Below are 17416 nucleotides of genomic sequence, written 5' to 3'. Positions count from 1 at the left end.
TGGTCCTTGTTGTGGGTTAGCCGGCGGCCGCGCTGCCGTCGACGTGGTCGGCTGCGGCGGCCATGAGCGTGCTCACCGCGCGGCTGTAGGCGCCCTGGGTCCAGTCCTTCGGGGCGAGGGTGGCGTGGGCGTAGACCTGGGCCTGCTCCGGGCGCCACGGCAGCGGGCCGAGCACGGCGGTCGGGTCGATGGCCCGGGCGATCTCGGCCTGGCTCCACGGCTGGGCCGCGGCGGTCGGGTCCTGCCGGCGCAGCAGCCCACGGGTCAGCCCGGTCGCGGCCCGGACGGGGACCACGGCGAGCCGGTCGGGGTCCCCCGAGGCTTGCAGGGTGTCGCGGAGCTCATCGAGGGCCCACACGACGGTGTTGATGCCCGGCAGGGTGGCGCTGGTCAGGACCAGGACGGCGTCGGCGGCCGGCAGCAGCGCCCGGGCCGAGTACTCCAGGGTGAGCCGGCCCAGGTCGAGCAGCACGTCGGTGCCGGTGCCGGCCGAGAAGTGCTGGACCGTGTCGGCCAGGCCCGGCCAGGTCCCGGCCAGGGCGCGGGCCTGAGCGTGGCTGGCCACGGCGGGCAGGACCTTGCGGTCGGTGGTCTCGGGCAGCGCGATGGCGTGGTGCCACATCCACTCCTGCAGCTCGGCCGGGTCCCGCTCGGCCAGCAGCAGCACGGAGGTGTCGTGCAGCAGGTTGCCGCGGAACGGGCCGGCCAGGATCGGTGACCCGCCGGTGGGGTCGGCCTCCAGGATCAGGGTCGGCCGGGTGTTCTGGTAGGCCCAGGCGATCGCGAGGGTGGTCACCCCGGGCGCGCCGGACAGGCTGGTCAGGGCGTAGACGGCCACCGGGTCACTCCCCCGCCGATGCCGCGGCGTTCGCGCTGCCCTGATCGAGGACGGCGGCCAGGTTGCCGCCGCCGGCGGCCGCGGCGAGCGGCCCGGCGACCGCCTGGCTGACCTGCACGTCGACGGTGGTGCTGCCCTCGTCGTTGGGCGTCCCGACCGTGACGACGCGGGCCGGCCACAGGGTGCCGGTGGGCTGGTCCCGTCCTGGGGCGGTGCCGGGCTGCGCGGAGGTGATCACGAGGCGCACCTGGTCGCCGGGCAGCAGGCCGCGGGCGGGCAGCTGGGAGGGTTTGAGGGCGACCCCGACGATGGACTGGCCCTTGGGCGGGTAGAGCCCGTCCTGCAGCTGGCTGGGCGCGAGCAGCGCGCCCTTGGGCAGGTTGGTGTTGGCGTACTTGCCCGGCAGGTCGGGCAGCTGCGCGGCCGGGATGGTGTCCAGGCCGGTCCCGGCGGGCAGCTCGATGCTGCCCAGCTGCGCCGCGGTCACCGGCTGCCCGGCCCGGATCGGCGCGGTGAGGGCGACCACGCTCACCTGCTGCCCGCCCTGGCTGGCCAGGTAGGCGCCGGCGAGGCCGCCGAGCGCGACGACGGCCAGGCCGAGCCCGGCAAGCTTGGGGTTGCGCCGCTGCCGGTGGCTCGGCGCCGGGGCGGGCCGGGCAGGTGGGGCCGGCCGGGTGGCCGGGTCGGTGGTGATGGTCATGGTTGGTCCCCGAGAGATGTGGTGTGGGTTGGGTTCAGGTCGCCGGGGTGATGACCCCGGCGTCGGTGAGCAGCTGGCGGATGGCCAGGGCGAACATGTGGCTGCGGTCCCTGGCGGTGGTGCCGGCCAGGGTGGTCTCGATCACCTCGAGCTGGGCGCCGGTGGGGGTGATCTCCACCTGCCGGCGCGCCTGCCGGACGGTGGGCAGGACCTCGTCGAACAGCTCGCCGGGCACGACCCGGGTGCTGCTCTCGCGGGCGGCCAGCTCGTCGATGTGGCGCCAGTGCGCGTTCAGGGCCCGCAGCGCGAGCTGGGTGTTGGTCACGCCCTCGGCGCCCCGGTAGACGCGCATCGGCTCGAGCAGGTCCTCGGGCAGGTAGAGGATCCGGGCGACGGCCGTGCCGGTGGCGCCGGCCTTGACGGCCTGCGCGGCGCCGTCGCGGCCCTTGCGCACGCCGCGGCGGCGTCCCGACGGGGCGGGACGGCCGGCCCGCGCCGGCCCCTCCCCCGCCTGGTCGCTGCCCGCGCCGCGACCAGCAGCGCCAGGCCCAGGGCTAGGCGGGCTGCTAGGGCTGCTGCTAGGTGAGGGGTGGGTGGTCGGGGTGGGTGCCGTGGTCGTGCTGGTGGCCTCACGTGGTTCGGGGACGGGCCGCAGCGGGGTCGGCGCGTCGGCGATGGCCTCGAGGTTGCGCTCGCGCAGGCTGCGGCGTTTCGGCGTGGCCATGCCCCTACTCCCCCACGCTCGCGCCGGCTGTGGCCGGGTGCCCGGTGCTCGCGGCGAGCACCGGTGCCAGCGCCACCTGGTAGTCGAGGGCGGGGTTGGACTGCGGCGCGTAGACGGAGACCGGCATCCCGCACGTGTAGGCGTCCTTGACGGCCACGCCCTCGCGGACGGCGGCGGTGACCTTGCCCGGGTGTCGTTCCTGGGCCATCTCGAGGATCTCCTTGTCGAGGGTTCGGTGCCCGTTGTAGCGGGTCGGCACGATCCACGAGATGTGTAGGCCGGGGCGGATCCGCCGGGAGATCTTGCGTTCGATGACCTCCTCGAGCCGGGCGATCTGGTCGAAGCTCTCGACCTCGCATGCCATGGACACGACGACGACGTCGGCGGCCGCGAGGCCGGCCAGGGTCAGCGGGGCGAGGCTGGGTGGGGTGTCGATGACGATGTCGTCCCAGTGGTGCCCGTCGCTGGCCAGGTGGTCGCGCAGGCCGGTGACCAGGTCGGGCACGAGGGTCGTGTCGATCTCGATCAGGTCGTTGGTGCCTGCGATGATCTGCGCGCCGGGGACCGTCGGGGCCGGGATCGCGGCCTCGCGGGCGGTGACCTCGGCGGTCAGGACGTCGGCGGTGACCCCGGCCACCTCGGTGTCCGGGGTCACGCCCATCCGCATGGTCAGGTTGCCCTGCTGGTCCAGGTCGATCGCCAGGACCCGGCGGCCGCGGCGGGCGAGTCCGGCGACGAGCTCGGCGGCCGTGGTGGTCTTGGTCGAGCCTCCCTTGGACAGGGCGACACAGTAGGTGGTCATCCGCAGCAGTGCCTTTCTGGACGCCCGGAAGGCTCCCCGGCACGCCCTGTTGTCAGTGACAATAGAGTGGGCGGTGGCCGGTCGGCAAGTAGCACCGGGCTGCCTGACGGGTGGCCACCACCACCTGATACCCCCCCACCGTGCAGTCTCCATGGTGGAGACCCATGACGGGGGGGTGTGGGTCTAGAACCGTGTAGCAACCATGATGGAGACCGTAGCCGAAGCACCATGGTCATACCCCACAGCGACACGACACAATGGGCAACCCGTCTACGAAGGGCACGGTATCAACCGCGTGGCTAACCCAATTTGGATATGCACTCTGGGCTGCCAGTGTGATACTGCATCTGCCAGTGCCCAATCGGGGGGCACGACTGGGAAACCATCGGTGATCACCATAATGGATAGACATGCAGGAAACATAATTGGGCCGATCCCTGGGTAACAACATATGCGCCATCCATCATGGAGCGCCATATGTGAGCCCCATCATGCATGCCTAGCCATTAACCTAGCCAGCCGAGACCCCTTGCGTCCTCCTCGCTCCGAGGATCCCTTGCGCTGGGGAGGAGGAGTCATGCTCCTTCCTCGGGGGGAAAGTTCCGGAGGTGGGCGGAGGTTGGGACAGTCACATCGGTGGGGTTGCCCCGGGGAGCCGGGGCGTGATCGAGACCCCCCCGGGATCAACCCCAGTCGTGGACAATCGGGGGCGTGCCCTTTCCTGTGCGCGGCCCTGTCGCTTCCACCTCCGACGACCTCGTCGAGTTCTACCGTTCGCTGCCCAAGGGTCCTTCGGCCCCGAAGGATCTGTGGTTCCACCAGGGCGAGATGGTTCGGTCATACGCACAACCAGAGCATCTACGTGCGAGCGACGTAGCCCTCGAGCTGCCGCCAGGCGCGGGCAAGACACTCGTGGGCGGAACGATCGGCGAGTGGCGCCGACGCAAGCAGAGCGAGCGTGTCGTGTACGCCTGCGCGACCAAAGGACTGGCCAAGCAAAGCTTCGAGAAGCTGAAGGACTACGGCATGGACTCCGTACTCCTCATCGGCAACAACCGCGACTGGCCGGCCGCCGACAGACTGCGGTATACGAGCGCCCAAGCCATTGCGGTGACGACCTACTGGTCGATCTTCAACTCCAACCCACCGCTGTCGGATGCCCAACTGCTGATCCTTGACGACGCCCACGCTGCCGAGACCGCGGTGTCCGCGCCGTGGTCGATCAAGATCGAGCGCACCGACGAGGCGTACAGTTCGGTCCTCACGGTCCTGGAGCCTGCGCTCGACTCGCTGGTCGTCGCGCGGTTACGCGCGGAGGGCCCTAGCGGCAAGTACGCGAGCGAGATCTACATGGCCAGCAGCGTCGGAGTCGAGGCTAGGTCCGCCGAGCTTGCTGAGGTGCTTCGCCGGGCCGTCGATGCGCGCAGCGTGGACCGCCATGTGACGTATGCGCTGCGTCTAGTGGAGACGCACTTTGACAGGATGCTCGTTTTCGTAAGCAGGCGCGCGATCCTCATCCGCCCCTTCATCGCGCCGACCGCAACGTTGGGGGCCTTCGATGGCGCAACCCAGCGCCTGTACATGAGTGCCACCCTTGGTGAGGGCGGTGAACTGGAGCGTGCGTTCGGCCGCAAGAAGATCCGGAGGCTTCCCATCCCGAGTGGGTGGGATCGGCGCGGCAACGGGCGGAGGTTCTTCGCCTTCCCGGAGTCGACGACTGATCTCTCGGAAGCAGACCCGGTCACTCGCCAGGCATACGTCAAGGACGTCATCGCGAAGTTCGGCCGTGCGGTCGTTCTTGCGCCGGATACCTACACGATGGAGGACTTTCTTTCGGTCTGTGTACCTACCGGGGTCACGGTCCTCCGCCCGAAAGACGTCGAGGACTCTCTCGCACCCTTCTCCACGGCACAGAGCGCGATCCTTGGGATGGCGAACCGGTACGACGGGCTCGACCTGCCGGACGACTCGTGCCGGCTGGTCATCATTGCTGGGCTTCCGGCGCGTGGTGATCTGCAGGAGCGCTTCCTCGCGAAAGGTCTGGGTGCGATCGAGGTTCTCCAGGAGCGCATCCGTGCTCGGATCACGCAAGGTGCCGGACGAGCGACGCGAAACCCAACGGATTACGCAGCCGTCCTCATGCTCGGCAGCGACCTCACCTCGTTCACGGGGCGCCAGGACGTCCAAAGAGCACTTCACCCGGAGTTACACGCCGAGATGGAGTTCGGACTTGAGGCCTCGCTCGAGAACGACTCGGACGAACTCATGATCCTCTTCGACCACTTCCTGCGGCAGAACCTGGAGTGGAAGTCCGCCGAGGCGACGATAACCTCGTGGCGCGACGGGTACACACAGGCCAGCCCGGCGGGTACGGCGGAACTCGACAACTCCGCCGCCGACGAAGTCGCCGCGTGGCAAGCACTCTGGCAGGGGGAGTGGGATCGAGCGCGTAGGCATGCCAAGTCTGTCGTAGACATCGTCCAGGTCGGCAAAGGTAGTCGACGCTACGCCGCGTTCTGGAACTACCTTCTGGGCAGTTGGACGACCATCCACGCATCAAGGGACCCCGGGGCGGCCTCGCTCGACGCGGCGAGGGCCGCGTTCAGCTCGGCGAGGGCGGGCGCGCGAGGCACGATGTGGTTGGCGCACCTCGAGTCAGCTGCCGACCGTGCGGCGATGACGGGCGCAACAAGTGATGTCGACCCAGTAGACGAAGCCGCGGTGACGCAGGCCATCCACGTGTTCGACCGGCTCCGTCGCCCCAGCGTGTACGACCCGCTTATCGAGGAAATCAAGGCGGGGCTAGCCGAGACGAAGGCGACATCGTTCGAGAGTGCGCTCGTCAAACTCGGCGAGTTCGCCGGCGCCAGGGATGTCTGCGGCGATCGCGGGGGGACAGCCCAGCCGGACGCGTCGTGGGACTTCTCCGGCGTTCTTTGGGTCACGTGGGAGGCCAAGAGCGCGGCGCGGCCGGCCACAGAGATCGACGTGTCAAGCATCGACCAGACCAACCGGCACCTGCGGAGTATGCAGGAGCGCCTCGGTACGGCCATCCCGTCGGGGTCGGTCTCTATCCTCACGACGCCGCAGAAGAAGTTCAACGCGGCAGCACGTGGGGTTGCTGAGGAGCACTCCCATTGGGTGAGCATCGAGTTCGTCCGAGAACTCGCCGACCGGCTCGACCGCGCGTGGCGTGCCATCAAGACCTCGCTCGCTCCCGGCTCGGAGGACGAGCTCATGCGACGGGTCATCCGTGAGGCGCTGCACGCCGAGGAGGTGCTTCCCACCCAGTGGCTGGGCCGGATCTCGCGCATCCATACGGACGACGAGGGGGCTGTGGGCTGAACTCTAGGGCACAGTTCATCCGGGACGCCCACCGGCGCGTACCCAACCCAGAGGCACCGACCCGGTTCCGTTCCGGTCTATGGATCTCCACCACCGGTGGGCAGGCCCAGGCAGGCGCCGGCCTAGCGGGGGCGGCGACCCCAGTTCCGAATCTGCACTCCAGATGAGGAGTCGCTGCTTCCTTACACTTACACAGAGTGCTGCGCAAGAGCGGTCCTCGAGCCGTCGCCGCGCCACGACAACACAAGGTCACGCGGCCGGCTCGTCGAGGCGGGTCGTGATGGCGGCGGCGAGGGCGCGGATGGCTCGGCTGTGGCGTTGGCGCAGCGCGGCGTGGGTGATCCCCATCCGGCCTGCGAGCTCGCGCATCGTGAGGGTGGGCTCGTTGTCGTCAAGGTGCAGCCGGGCCAGCAGCCGGACCTCGGCGGGGGTCAGCACGTCGTGCTCGAGGGCCCAGCCGAGGGTGCGAGGCAGGACGGCGTCGAAGACCTCGTTCGTCTCGGGTGAGTCGGCGGCGCGTCGAGGATGGCTCGCGCCGCCCGGGTCGGGGTGGGTCTCGGCCTGCAGACCGGCGGGTATCTCGCGGGCTGTCGCGGCCGGGCCGAGCCGGCGCAGGGTGTCCAGGGCCAGGTTCCCGGCGACCGAGCTGGCCCGGTGCAGCGGGTAGGTCCGGATGGTTTCCCACATCGCTGCGATCACGGTCTCGAACGGGTCGATGGTGCCGCGCTTCTTGGCCGTGTAGGCCATCCGGGTCGCCTTGCCGAGCATGGCCTGCAGGACGGTGCGCCCGGCCAGCTGGTCTCCCGCGGCGTGCAGGGCCAGCAGCGCGTGCAGCAGCGCGTCCCGCCGGGCTGCTTGCGGCGCGGCCCGGACGCCGGCCAGCACGTCCTCGGCGGTGGCGAACCCGGCCAGGGTGGGCGCGGCCCGCCATGGCGCCGGTATGACAGTGGCGCCCAGGGTGGCCCACTCGGTGTTCAGCAGGCCGATGGTCCCGGTCGTCAGGGGCGGCCGGGACGCGCGCGGCCGGGCGGCGGTGTGGACGGTCATGGGGGAGCGCTCCTTGACTGTGCGTGCGTGACGCGTCCACGTTTCGGGCCGCCCCGTGGGGTCCGGGTTGCCGCGCCGGCCACCCCCAGCGGGCCGGCAAGGCCCCGCAAGGGGGCGGGCGGGCAATCGTCTCGGGCCGTGTTTGCGCAGGCCAGCAGGGGTGACAAGGGGTGCTGCGGCGGGCCGGCGGAAAAAAGGTTGCCGGGCCGGGGTCACACCCGGCCTTCGCGGCCTACCTACATGGCCAGTGACACACATCTGCGGGGGCACAAGGAGGTGGCCGCCATGGCCGAGGACACGTGGGAGGCCGAGCTGGCCGAGGGCCGGGCGTGGCTGCGGGACGCGGGCGCCGTGCTCGGGACCCGTCGTCAGCTGGATGGGCTCGCGTTGGACGTGCTGGCCGCCCCGGGTCTCGCCGAGGAGCAGGTCGACCGCTTCCAGGTCTTCTTGCAGGGTCAGTGGCCGCGCGGTGTCGCGGCGGCGGCCCGGCTCCGCGCCGCCACCGGGGCCGACGGGACGCCGCGATGACCGGGCTCGGCCGTAGGCTCCGTGCCGGATCCGACCGGCCGGGCCGGGCGGCCGCCCCCGACGCCGCCGTCGGGGATGCGGCCGGGGGAGTGGGGCGCCGGTCGGCGCGCCGCGCCCGGCCGCGTTCACCGGTGATGTCCGGGACCCCGCAGGTGGCCCTGGCCGCCCGCCTGGTCCCGGTTCTCGCTGCCGCGGCGGTGGCCGCCGGGGTGGCTGCGCAAGTCGAGTTGCGGGTCGCCGGCCCGGCCGCGCCGGCCGCTGCCGGGCCCGCGGCGGTCCCGGGCGCCCCACCCGTGCAGGACACGTCGCTGGCCGCCGACACCGGTGTGCGGGTGCTGCAGGCGTGGGCCGGCGCGAGCACGGCCGGGACCGGCCCGTTGCGCGCGCTCGGCCTGCCGGTGCAGGCCACGCCCGCCACGCCGCTGAAGCTGGCCGGCATCCGGGTCGTGCAGGTCTCCCCGGCCCGGCCCGGTGGCGGGCTCTACCGGGTCCTGCTGACGGCCAGCTTCAGGTCCCGGGTGGCGTACTTCGCGGTCCCGGTGCAGGTGGCCGATGGCCGCGCGGCGCCGGTCGCGCTGCCGAGCCTGGCCGCCGCGCCGGCCCTGTCCGGGCCGGCCGGCCTGGCCTACCCCACCCGGGACGTCGCGGCCGCCTCGCCCCTGGTGACCGCCGTCGAGGCGTTCCTGCAGGCCTACCTGGCCGGCGCGGACGTGACCCGGTTCACCTCGCCCGGGGCCGTCGTGGCCGCGCCGCAGGCCGGCACCGGGCTGCCGCTCGAGCGGGTCCTTCAGGTGGACACCACCGCGGCCCGGCCAGTCGCCGAGGCCCCGACCCCGGCCGAGGGCAGCCACGCCGGGGTGCTGGTCAGCTACGCGATCCGCACCCCGTCCGGGCCCCTGAACGCGCAGATCGGGCTCGAGCTGCGCGTCCGGGCGGGGCGCTGGGAGATCGCCGCGGTTGCCGCGGCGCCCGAGGTGGCCGCCGCGGCTGCGGCGGTCGGGCCTGCCACCGCGCCGGTGCCCGACTCACCGGACGGCCAGCCCCCGGCGAGGCCGGGGGGAGTAGCGCACGCACCTGAGTCCCTTCGCACAGAAAGCACCGATCCGACATGAACACCCTGCTCCTTTCGAGCATCCAGCCGGCCCTCGAGACCGGCGCGCACCTGGCGGCTCTTCCCGCCGCGATCGACCCCGACGGGAGCCTGGGCACCGTCCAGCGGCTGTTGACCGACGGAGCCGCGCTGGTCAAGCTCGCCGGCACCGTCGCCTTCGTCGCCTGGGGCGTCTACCGGATGGTCCGGGCCGGGATGGCCGCGGCCGCGGTCGTGGGCGCCATCCTGGTCACCGCCCTGGCGCTCTGGTGGATCCAGGGCGGCCTGAGCGACACCAGCGACAAGATGGACAAGGACCTCGGCGCGTCCGCCCGTATCGTGCCGGCACCCACCGGCCCGCACGGTGACCTCGTGGTGACGCCCCGGCCGGCCGGCCCCGGCGTGCCGGCCTGACCCGGTGCCCACTGTGTCATCGATGAGCCCACCCGCGCCGCGGGTGATGCGCCAGTTCACCCGCGCCTTCAAGATCCCGGTCCTGGTCGGGAAGATCGAGGGCTTCAGCCTGCCCGGCGGGCCCTACACCCTGACCCAGCTGGTCGTCACGGTGCTCGTCTTCGTCCTGGCGTGCTGGCTGCGCCCGCTCTGGGGGCACTGGGGGGTGCTGGACTTCGCCGCCGCCGCCGCCGGCGCCGCACCGTGCGGGTTCCTGGCCGGGAAGCTCTCCTTCGGGGCCCGCGACCCGCTGGCGATCGCCTCGAGCGTGCTCGCCGGGCTGGTGTCGCCCCGGTTCGGCAGGCACCAGGGCCGACCCGTCCGGTGGCCCGCGCCCCGGCCCGGGCGCGCCGCCCGTCCCGGCGCGGCGCGCGTGCTGGTCATCGGGCCAGCCGAGACCCACCACCCCACCGCACCCGCCGCGGTCACGGTGTTCCCGGCCGCGGCAGGCCACCCACACCGGCCGGTGCCGGACCGGCCCCCGGTCACCGCCCTGGCCGGCCTGCTGGTGGCCGCACGGGAGGCGAGCTGATGCCTCCCGAGGTCCCCTACACCGTCATGCACCGCAACCTCGCCTGGACCCGCAACGGCACCGTGTGGGCCGGGTGGCGGATCGCCGGGCTGCCCTACGGCGCCCGCGGCGCCGGCGAGAAGGAGGCGGTCGCCGACCTGCACCGGCTGCTGCTGCGCACCCTGCCGGCCGGCGAGGCCCTGCTGCTGGGGCTGGTGATCACCACCTGCCCGGTGACGGTCGTGCAGAACATGCTGACCGGCATCCCCGAGACCGCCTGGGACGAGTACCCGGGCTGGCTCGAGGAGTGCGAGGCCAGCTTCGACACCCTCGAGCAGTACCCGCTCGGGTCCCGGGTCAGGTACCTGTACCTGCCGTTGGCCAACACCGGCCGGGACGTGCTGGCCGAGCCGGCCGCGGCCGGCCTGGACCGGGTCCGGGCCGCGCTCAACCTGCCCCCGGCCCTGATCGGCCCGGCCCGCGTCGAACGGCGCCTGCAGCAGGCCGAGATGATCATGCGGCGCCTGCCCGCGCCGTTCCGGCCCACCCCGGTCACGGTCGCCGAGACGGTCTGGGTGTGGGAGCACGCCGCGGCCCGCTGGCTGCGCACCGACCCCTTCGAGCCGGCCGGCGAGTCGCGCCCGCACCCGGTCACCGCGCGGGTGCTCTCGGCGCCCGTGCTGGATGTCGGCGGCCGGTCCGACCACGACCGGACGACCGTGGCCCGCCTCGACCCGATGCGCCACCGGTTCCTGAAGGTGTCCACCCCGGCCCTGATCGACACCGGCCTCGAGGAGGCGTCCTACCAGTCGATGCTCGCCCTGACCGGGTTCCCCCCGAACGGGATGAGCTTCCCCGGCTCGGAGTACCTCGGCCGGATCGACGAGTGCGGCGTGGCCGGCGTCGACTGGGCGGTGCGGCTGCGCAAGGTCGACCGCCAGGTCGCGCTGCGCAAGACCGCCTCCGCGGTGGCCAACCTCAACGACCAGTACTACCAGCGCGAGCACGCCGTCACGACCGGCGAGCACGCCCTCGACGAGTCCGGGCGGCTGCTGACCGACTACCAGGCGATCCTGCAGAACGACCCCAACGAGGCCGAGCTGAACCACGCCACATTCTTCGCGGTCCCCGGCCCGGACGGGCCCACCGCCCAGGAACAGGCCAAGCGGCTGCAACGCTGGTTCACCGCCGCGGACTGCCAGACGGACCGGCCGGCCGGCACCGCCCAGGAACAGCTGTGGCTGGCCATGCTGCCGGGCGTGGCCCGATCGGGCATCGTGCGCGCCTACGAGCAGAAGACGACCACCTCGGACCTGGCGCTGGCCGTGCCGTTCGTCGACGCCGGCCTCGGGGACCCGGGCGGCACCTTCACGGGCCTGAACATCACCGAGCCGGGCCTGCTCGCCCCGCTGCACCTCGACCTGATCCGGTACAGCCAAAACGGGATCGGCGGCAACCTCGGGATCACCGGGCAGAAGGGCCGCGGCAAGTCCGCCTTCCTCAAGACGATGACCCTGGCCGTGTGCCTGCAAGGCGCGCAGGTCCTGGTGATCGACCGCACCCCCGAGTGCGAGTACGGGCGCCTATCGCAGCACGTGCCCGGCGGTGTGCTGATCGACCCGGCCGCGCCGGCCTACACGATGGACCCGCTGCAGATCTTCGAGCCCGCCCAGGGCGCCGAGATCCTGGCCGACTTCCTGGTGTGCCTGACCGGGCTGGGCCCGAACCACGACCTGGGCGCCACCCTCGCCCTGGCGCTCGACCCGGGCTACCTGCGCCGGCAGGCCATCGACACCGCGACCGGGCTGCTCGAGCACCTCGAGTCCCCGGCCTGCGAGCTGCCCGACGCCGCCACGGTGGCCCGCCGGATCCGGGTCCACGCCGGGCGCGGCTACGCCCGGGCCGTGTTCGAGGCGGGCCTGCCGGTCCCGGACCTGACCGGCGCCCTGGTCATCTTCCGCACCGCGGGCCTCGAGCTGCCCAGCGCCGGCGAGCTGTCCCTGACCCACCAGTTCGACCAGCTGCGCGGGCCCAAGCTGTTCGGCCGCGCCTACTACGCGCTGCTGATGGGGGTGGCCCGCATCCAGGCCTACCGGGACCGGTCCCGGTTCACCGTCGTGGTCGCCGACGAGGCCTCCTACGTGACCAGCTCCCCGGAGGCCGAACGCTCCACCCTCGAGCTGGTCCGCGAGTCCCGGCGGGCCTCGTTCGCGGTGTGGCTCGCCTCGCAGCTGGTGGACGACCTGGGCTCGCCGGAGCTGCGCGGCCTGCTCGAGACCCGGGTCGCGTTCGGGCAGGCCGACCGGGCCGCGGCCGCCGCCACGCTGCGCTGGCTCGGGTTCACCGACACCGACCCGCAGTTCGAGCCGTACGCGCGCCGGCTCGCCGAGGACATCTCCCCGATCGACCCGTCGACCAAACGGGTCATGGCCGGCCGGGAGGGGGAGGCGTGGATCTCGTGCGCCAACGGGACCGCCGGGTGGGCCAAGATGCTGCTGCCCGCCGTGCCGGCCCGACGCCTGGCCTGCCTGTCCGACCCGCCGCCCGCGCACCCGGCCCGGCAGGAGCACCGTGTCCGGTAACGGCGGGACCCTCGACACCTTCGGCGTGCTCTCGAGCGCCGGGCTGAGAATGAGCCAGTACCAGCTGTCGCTGGACCCGCAGACCAACGCGCTCGGGTTCAGCTTCAACGCGGTCTTCGTCGGGATGACCCAGTTCCTGTGGTGGGTCTACAGGTTCGTCTGCGCGTTCCTGGTCTGGGTCGTCAACATGGCCGCCGGGTTCGGCTGGCTGGGCTTCATCCGGGACGGGCTGACCGTCATCGCCACCCCGATCCAGGCGATGATCGCCGAGGTCGGCCTGGTGCCGCTGATGACCGCGGTCGCCGCGCTGGTCGCCGGGTTCCTGCTGGTCACCGGCCGGGTCGGGTCCGGCCTGACCGAGATGGCCACCTCGGCGACGATCGCCGCCCTGTTCGCCGGCGTGCTGGCCAACCCGATCCGGTTCGTCACCGGCCCCGACGGGATCCTGCTGCAGGCCCGCGACCTCGGCCTGTCCGCCGCCGCCAGCATCGGCACCGAGGACACCGGCGGCAAGGCCCTGCCCGGCGCGGCCGGGGCCCGGCTGGTCGACCTGTTCGTCGACCTGCCGGCCCAGCTGATCAACTTCGGCAAGCCCCTGTCGGCCCAGTGCGTCAAGGTGTGGCATGACGCGCTGGCCGCCGGCCCGCGCGGCGACGACGCGCCGTGGGTGCGTCAGGTCGTGGCCGGCTGCGACAGCGCGGCGCAGGCCGTCGACGGGATCACCGCGCTCGGTACCGGGATCGTGCTGAGCCCCTCGACGGTCTCGCTGCTGTGCATCGCCTTCGTCATCGCCATCGGGTTGCTCCTGCTCGGTGTCATCGCGGTCAAGGACACCGTCAAGCTGCTCTTCTACACCCCCCGCGCGATCGCCCCCGGCGAGGGGCGGACCGAGTTCTTCCGCTGCCTGACCAGCGCGGCCATGTGCGCGTTCGGGATCCTGATGCTGCTGATCCTGCTGACCATCCAGCTCGAGCTGCTCGAGCTGGTGTTCACCAACGCCGTCAAACCCGCCGCGCAGGGCGGCGGCGGGTACAACCCGATCCTCGCGTTCTTCCTGACCGACCTGCTGCTGGTCATCGGCGGCGTCATGCTGCTGACCCACCTGGCCCGCAACCGCAAGAAGGCCCGCGCCGCCGCGGAACGGCTCGCCAAGAAGACCACCGGCGCCACCGGCTCGCAGCGCCCCTCCATGCTGACCGCGGCCCGCCGGGGCGTCGCGACGGTCAGCCAGCTCAAGCTCACCCGGGCCGCGGCCGGTCTCGCGGCCGGCCCCGCCGCGGCCGCCGCCGTCGGCGCGGTCGGAGCCGCCGCGGCACCCGGGCAGCACGCCCCACCGGGCCACCCGCCTCGTCGCGTCGAGCAGTTGCGCACCGCCGCGCGGGTCACCGGGGCCGTCGGCGGCGCCGCCGCGAAACTCGCGTGGGGCACCACCTTGGGGGCCCCGGTCTCGGTGCCGCGCTGGACCCGCGCCGGCAAGGCCGCCGCCACCCAGACCACGGAGGCCCTGCGCGAGAAGATCTCGGCGAGCCGACAAGCCGCCACCGACCGGGTCGTCCGCCGCGTCGCGGCCGCGGGCGCCTACCGCGACGAGTACACGCACAACCTCGCCGCCGCCGCCCGGTTCGCCGGCCGCGCCACCGGGAAGCGAACCACCCCACCCACCCAACCAGACACCCCAGCTACTCCACACGGACCGGCAGGCTTCACCCACCAGCAGCCCCCGGCGGACCCGTTCGAGAAAGGCCGCACCTCCCGCCCGGGCGTCCCGGCCCCGACACCACCGCCGGCGACCTCCCCCTCGCGCCCACCCCGACCCGGCCCGCTACCCCCGGGCTCACCCGCCGCCGGCGAGCCCCACCCAGCAGAGGCACCCGGCCCGCAGCGTGAGCCCGGCGACCGGGTCAAGGCTCGCCTGAACGCCAACCCGCCACGCCGACCCCCCGGGAGCCTGCCGTGAGCAGCTACGCGCGGCGCCGCGGCGCTTGGCTGATCGTGCTGGCCCTGCTCGCCGCAGGCGCCGCCATGCTGTGGCCCCACCCCGACCACACCAGCCCCACCCCGCCCGCCGCGCACGCGGGAGCGAGCAGCACGGCCCCTAACCCGGCGGCAACCGCGCCGCGCCCCGGGGACGGGTCGGTGACCCCGCCTGCCGCCCCATCCTTGAGCCCATCGGTGTCCACGCCGGGGTCGGCACTCGATCCGGCCCGTCGCGCACCGGGCGCGCCCATGGACGCCGGCCCCGCCGACCCCGCGGAGCCGCTCGCACCCCCGACGATCGCAGCCAGGCCGGGCTCCACCGCCGCCCGAGCGGCCGTGGAGCGGGCCACCAGGTTCGTGCGCGCCTACGCCCGGCCCACCCAGGCAACACCCGCCGCGGCATGGTGGGCCGCGGTCACCCCGCACCTGTCACCCCAGGCGGTCGAGGACTACCGGGGCACTGACCCGGCCACGGTCCCGTGGGACCGTGTGACCGGTCCCGGCCGCCTCGTTCCCCTCGGGAACGGGACCGAGGCCGTGCTCGCGGTCGCCGTCCCGACCGACGCGGGACCGGTCACGGTCCACCTGGTGCCCGGCCCGGCCCGCGGCTGGGTCGTGACCCGGGCCGTGCTCCCGGACGGGCCAGCGTGAGCAAGAAGATCGTCCTGGCCGGGATCGCCGCGCTCACCGTGCTCGGCGTCGGCCCCGCCGCGTTCGTCCTCATGCTCGTCCTGTTCGCCGCCGGTGGGGGAGCCGCGGCGGCCGCGTGCGCACCGGTCGCTGGGGGCGCCGGCCTGGTGGTGCTCGATGCCGGCGGACCGGTCCGGGTCCCGCTGGTGGGCCGGTTCGTGGTGATGAGCGAGTTCAACCCCGCACGGCGTGACCCGGTCGACGGGAGAGTGCGAGCGCACAAGGGAATCGACCTGGCGAGCATCCCGGCCGGCGGTGACGTGGTCGCGATGAAGGCCGGCGTGATCACCTACGTCGGGCCCGAGCCGTGGGGCGCGCTGACCGTCGAGATCAACCACGGCGGCGGGTTCACCTCCAGATACCTGCACCTGGCCCGGTGGACCGTCCAACAGGGCCAGCACGTGGCCGCCGGGCAGCGGATCGGCATCGAAGGCAGCACCGGCCACTCCACCGGGCCCCACCTGCACTGGGAGATCCGGGCCGGTGGGAAGCTGGTCAACCCCCGCGACTGGGCCACCGCGCACGGCCTGCGCCTGCCGCCCACCGACGGGACCGGCACCGCCCCAGCACAGACCCCACCCGTCGCCCCACCAGCAGCGTCCACCACCAACGGTGTGCCACCATCGCTGCCCGCCCGGGTCGGCACCTGGCGGCGACCGCAGCTGCAGGTCGCGGCCGGCATCATCCGGGCCGGCCAGGCCCGCCACCTGGACGACTGGACCCTCACCGTCGGGGTCATGACCAGCATGGCCGAGTCCTCCCTGCGGCCCCTTGCCCACGGCGACGCCGTCCGCCGCGACACCGTCGGCCCGTTCCAGCAGGGCCCGGAGTGGGGCCCCCTCGCGGTCCGGCTCGACCCGCACGGCTCCGCGGGCCTCTTCTTCGACGCCCTCACGAAGATCCCCGGCTACCGGCAGCTCGCCCCGACGATCGCCGCGCACCGCACCCAACGCAACACCGACCCCTTCGCCTACGCCCCGTACTGGGCCGACGCGGGAGCAGTCGTCGCCGCCCTGAAGGGAGCCAGCCAGGACACGGCTGGCGTCCTCGGCGCCGACCCCGCCGCAGCCGCCTGCCCCACCGACCCAACCCCTAACGGTGCCGCGTCCCCTGCCGGGGATGGGTCATTCGGCAGCACTGTGCCGACCATGCCCGGCGCCCCAGCCAGCGCCTGCGCCCCGACCCGCCTGCCGGCGGAGAAGCAGGCCACCGCGCCCGCACGGCGCGTCATCCGGTGCACCGTAGCCGCCTTCCCCGGCATCGACCCCACGGCCACCGCCACCCGGCCTGACACCATCGATGTGCCCATCCCCATCTTCCGGACCCCCACCGGGCGGCAGTCCGGTTGGGTCGTCGCCCGCTGGCTGCAAGCCAACGCCAACTCCCTCGGCGTCCAGACGGTCATCTACGACACCAGGATCTGGACCGCCGACCGCGCCGCGGAAGGATGGCGCCCCTACCGTCCTCTCGGGTGGGCAATCGACGACACCATCGCACACCGGGATCACGTTGAGGCTCGCACCCGATAGCGACCCCGGTCTGCTCTTGACCAGGCGTCGACCCCCGCGGATGGAGGCAGCCAACGAACGGAGTCGCCGAAGTGGCACTCGAGATTACGCGACCGTGCCGTCCTCGTCTGAGTAACTCATTCTCATCCTGCGCACCACTTCCGACCCTGGGCGCGATGTGGCCAGGATCGGCTTGGCATGTCTGGGTTTGGAGACCCGGTCAGGGCAGGAGTTTGAGATGAGCCTGTTTCCTCCGAGCTCCGATCAGCGAGCCGACCTCCGGGCACGCTGGGCTGAGCGGCCAGTCATCGTAACTGCGGTGAACCCACGCACGGCACAGTCGATCAAGCTGGGGCGGCGGGCCGGAACGCTAGCATCGGCAGGCGCCGGCCAGATCTTCCTTGGCTGCATCGGGTACACCACCCAACTCTCAGCCCGGTTGCTGACGGTGCAATCTGTGGTGGGCCTCACTGCACATGGTTGAGTGCGACCCGAGGTGGCCGGGTGGTTCGGTAGTTGTCACGGCCCCACCCGCGTTGTGGCCGAGGCGGCCATCTTGCTGCGGGACACCGACTCCAGACTGACCGTGCCAGATCCAGAGTCCGCCATAGTGCCGGCCTC

General features: G+C 72.8%; 14 protein-coding genes. 9 read left to right on the top strand and 5 right to left on the bottom strand.

All coding sequences use genetic code 11. From position 1 onward, the window contains the following. Positions 1-16: 16 nt before the first annotated feature. The 4 genes from WMI84_RS02220 to WMI84_RS02205 form a co-directional block, all read right to left on the bottom strand. Positions 17-838 (bottom strand): hypothetical protein, encoded by an 822-nt coding sequence (locus WMI84_RS02220; RefSeq protein WP_347350369.1) that lies wholly within the window; start codon positions 836-838, stop codon positions 17-19. Between the two features lie 4 nt (positions 839-842). Next, positions 843-1538, bottom strand: a complete 696-nt coding sequence (locus WMI84_RS02215; RefSeq protein WP_347350368.1) for an SAF domain-containing protein — start codon at positions 1536-1538, stop codon at positions 843-845. Between the two features lie 34 nt (positions 1539-1572). Further along, on the bottom strand, positions 1573-1992 hold the full coding sequence (locus tag WMI84_RS02210) for a hypothetical protein (RefSeq protein ID WP_347350367.1): 420 nt from the start codon (positions 1990-1992) through the stop codon (positions 1573-1575). Between the two features lie 274 nt (positions 1993-2266). After that, positions 2267-3064, bottom strand: coding sequence for a ParA family protein (locus tag WMI84_RS02205; RefSeq protein ID WP_347350366.1), 798 nt, complete (start codon positions 3062-3064; stop codon positions 2267-2269). Positions 3065-3775: 711 nt separating this feature from the next. Here WMI84_RS02205 and WMI84_RS02200 point away from each other — a divergent pair. Continuing rightward, positions 3776-6409: a DEAD/DEAH box helicase gene (locus WMI84_RS02200; RefSeq protein ID WP_347350365.1), complete on the top strand. Its 2634-nt coding sequence runs from the start codon at positions 3776-3778 to the stop codon at positions 6407-6409. Between the two features lie 249 nt (positions 6410-6658). On the opposite strand, the gene WMI84_RS02195 is transcribed toward WMI84_RS02200, so the two are convergent. Further along, positions 6659-7456 carry a hypothetical protein gene (locus WMI84_RS02195; protein WP_347350364.1) on the bottom strand — a complete coding sequence of 266 codons (798 nt, stop codon included), beginning with the start codon at positions 7454-7456 and terminating at the stop codon, positions 6659-6661. Between the two features lie 240 nt (positions 7457-7696). Between WMI84_RS02195 and WMI84_RS02190 the strand changes: the two genes are divergently transcribed. The 8 genes from WMI84_RS02190 to WMI84_RS02155 all read left to right on the top strand — a co-directional run bounded on the left by WMI84_RS02190 (position 7697) and on the right by WMI84_RS02155 (position 16816). Then, positions 7697-7984 (top strand): hypothetical protein, encoded by a 288-nt coding sequence (locus WMI84_RS02190; protein WP_347350363.1) that lies wholly within the window; start codon positions 7697-7699, stop codon positions 7982-7984. Positions 7985-8118: 134 nt separating this feature from the next. Next, positions 8119-9096 carry a conjugal transfer protein gene (locus WMI84_RS02185; RefSeq protein WP_347350362.1) on the top strand — a complete coding sequence of 326 codons (978 nt, stop codon included), beginning with the start codon at positions 8119-8121 and terminating at the stop codon, positions 9094-9096. Further along, entirely contained in the window at positions 9093-9488 is a 396-nt protein-coding gene (locus WMI84_RS02180; protein ID WP_347350361.1) for a hypothetical protein, read from the top strand. Before WMI84_RS02185 ends, WMI84_RS02180 begins: the two co-directional genes overlap by 4 nt. Before the next feature lie 22 nt (positions 9489-9510). After that, positions 9511-10059, top strand: coding sequence for a hypothetical protein (locus tag WMI84_RS02175; RefSeq protein ID WP_347350360.1), 549 nt, complete (start codon positions 9511-9513; stop codon positions 10057-10059). Continuing rightward, on the top strand, positions 10059-12620 hold the full coding sequence (locus tag WMI84_RS02170; RefSeq protein ID WP_347350359.1) for an ATP-binding protein: 2562 nt from the start codon (positions 10059-10061) through the stop codon (positions 12618-12620). The genes WMI84_RS02175 and WMI84_RS02170 overlap by 1 nt, the downstream gene beginning before the upstream one ends. After that, positions 12610-14577, top strand: a complete 1968-nt coding sequence (locus WMI84_RS02165) for a hypothetical protein (protein ID WP_347350358.1) — start codon at positions 12610-12612, stop codon at positions 14575-14577. The genes WMI84_RS02170 and WMI84_RS02165 overlap by 11 nt, the downstream gene beginning before the upstream one ends. Continuing rightward, positions 14574-15248: a hypothetical protein gene (locus tag WMI84_RS02160; protein WP_347350357.1), complete on the top strand. Its 675-nt coding sequence runs from the start codon at positions 14574-14576 to the stop codon at positions 15246-15248. Before WMI84_RS02165 ends, WMI84_RS02160 begins: the two co-directional genes overlap by 4 nt. Continuing rightward, the gene (locus WMI84_RS02155) at positions 15245-16816 is read left to right on the top strand and encodes a peptidoglycan DD-metalloendopeptidase family protein (protein WP_347350356.1); all 1572 of its coding nucleotides are present in this window, start codon (positions 15245-15247) and stop codon (positions 16814-16816) included. Before WMI84_RS02160 ends, WMI84_RS02155 begins: the two co-directional genes overlap by 4 nt. The last annotated feature ends 600 nt before the right edge of the window (positions 16817-17416 follow it).

This window comes from Intrasporangium sp. (genome assembly GCF_039812505.1).
Taxonomy (GTDB): domain Bacteria; phylum Actinomycetota; class Actinomycetes; order Actinomycetales; family Dermatophilaceae; genus Intrasporangium_A.
The sequence above is the reverse complement of the archived record's forward strand: the minus strand, read 5'-3'. Positions and strand labels throughout refer to the sequence as shown.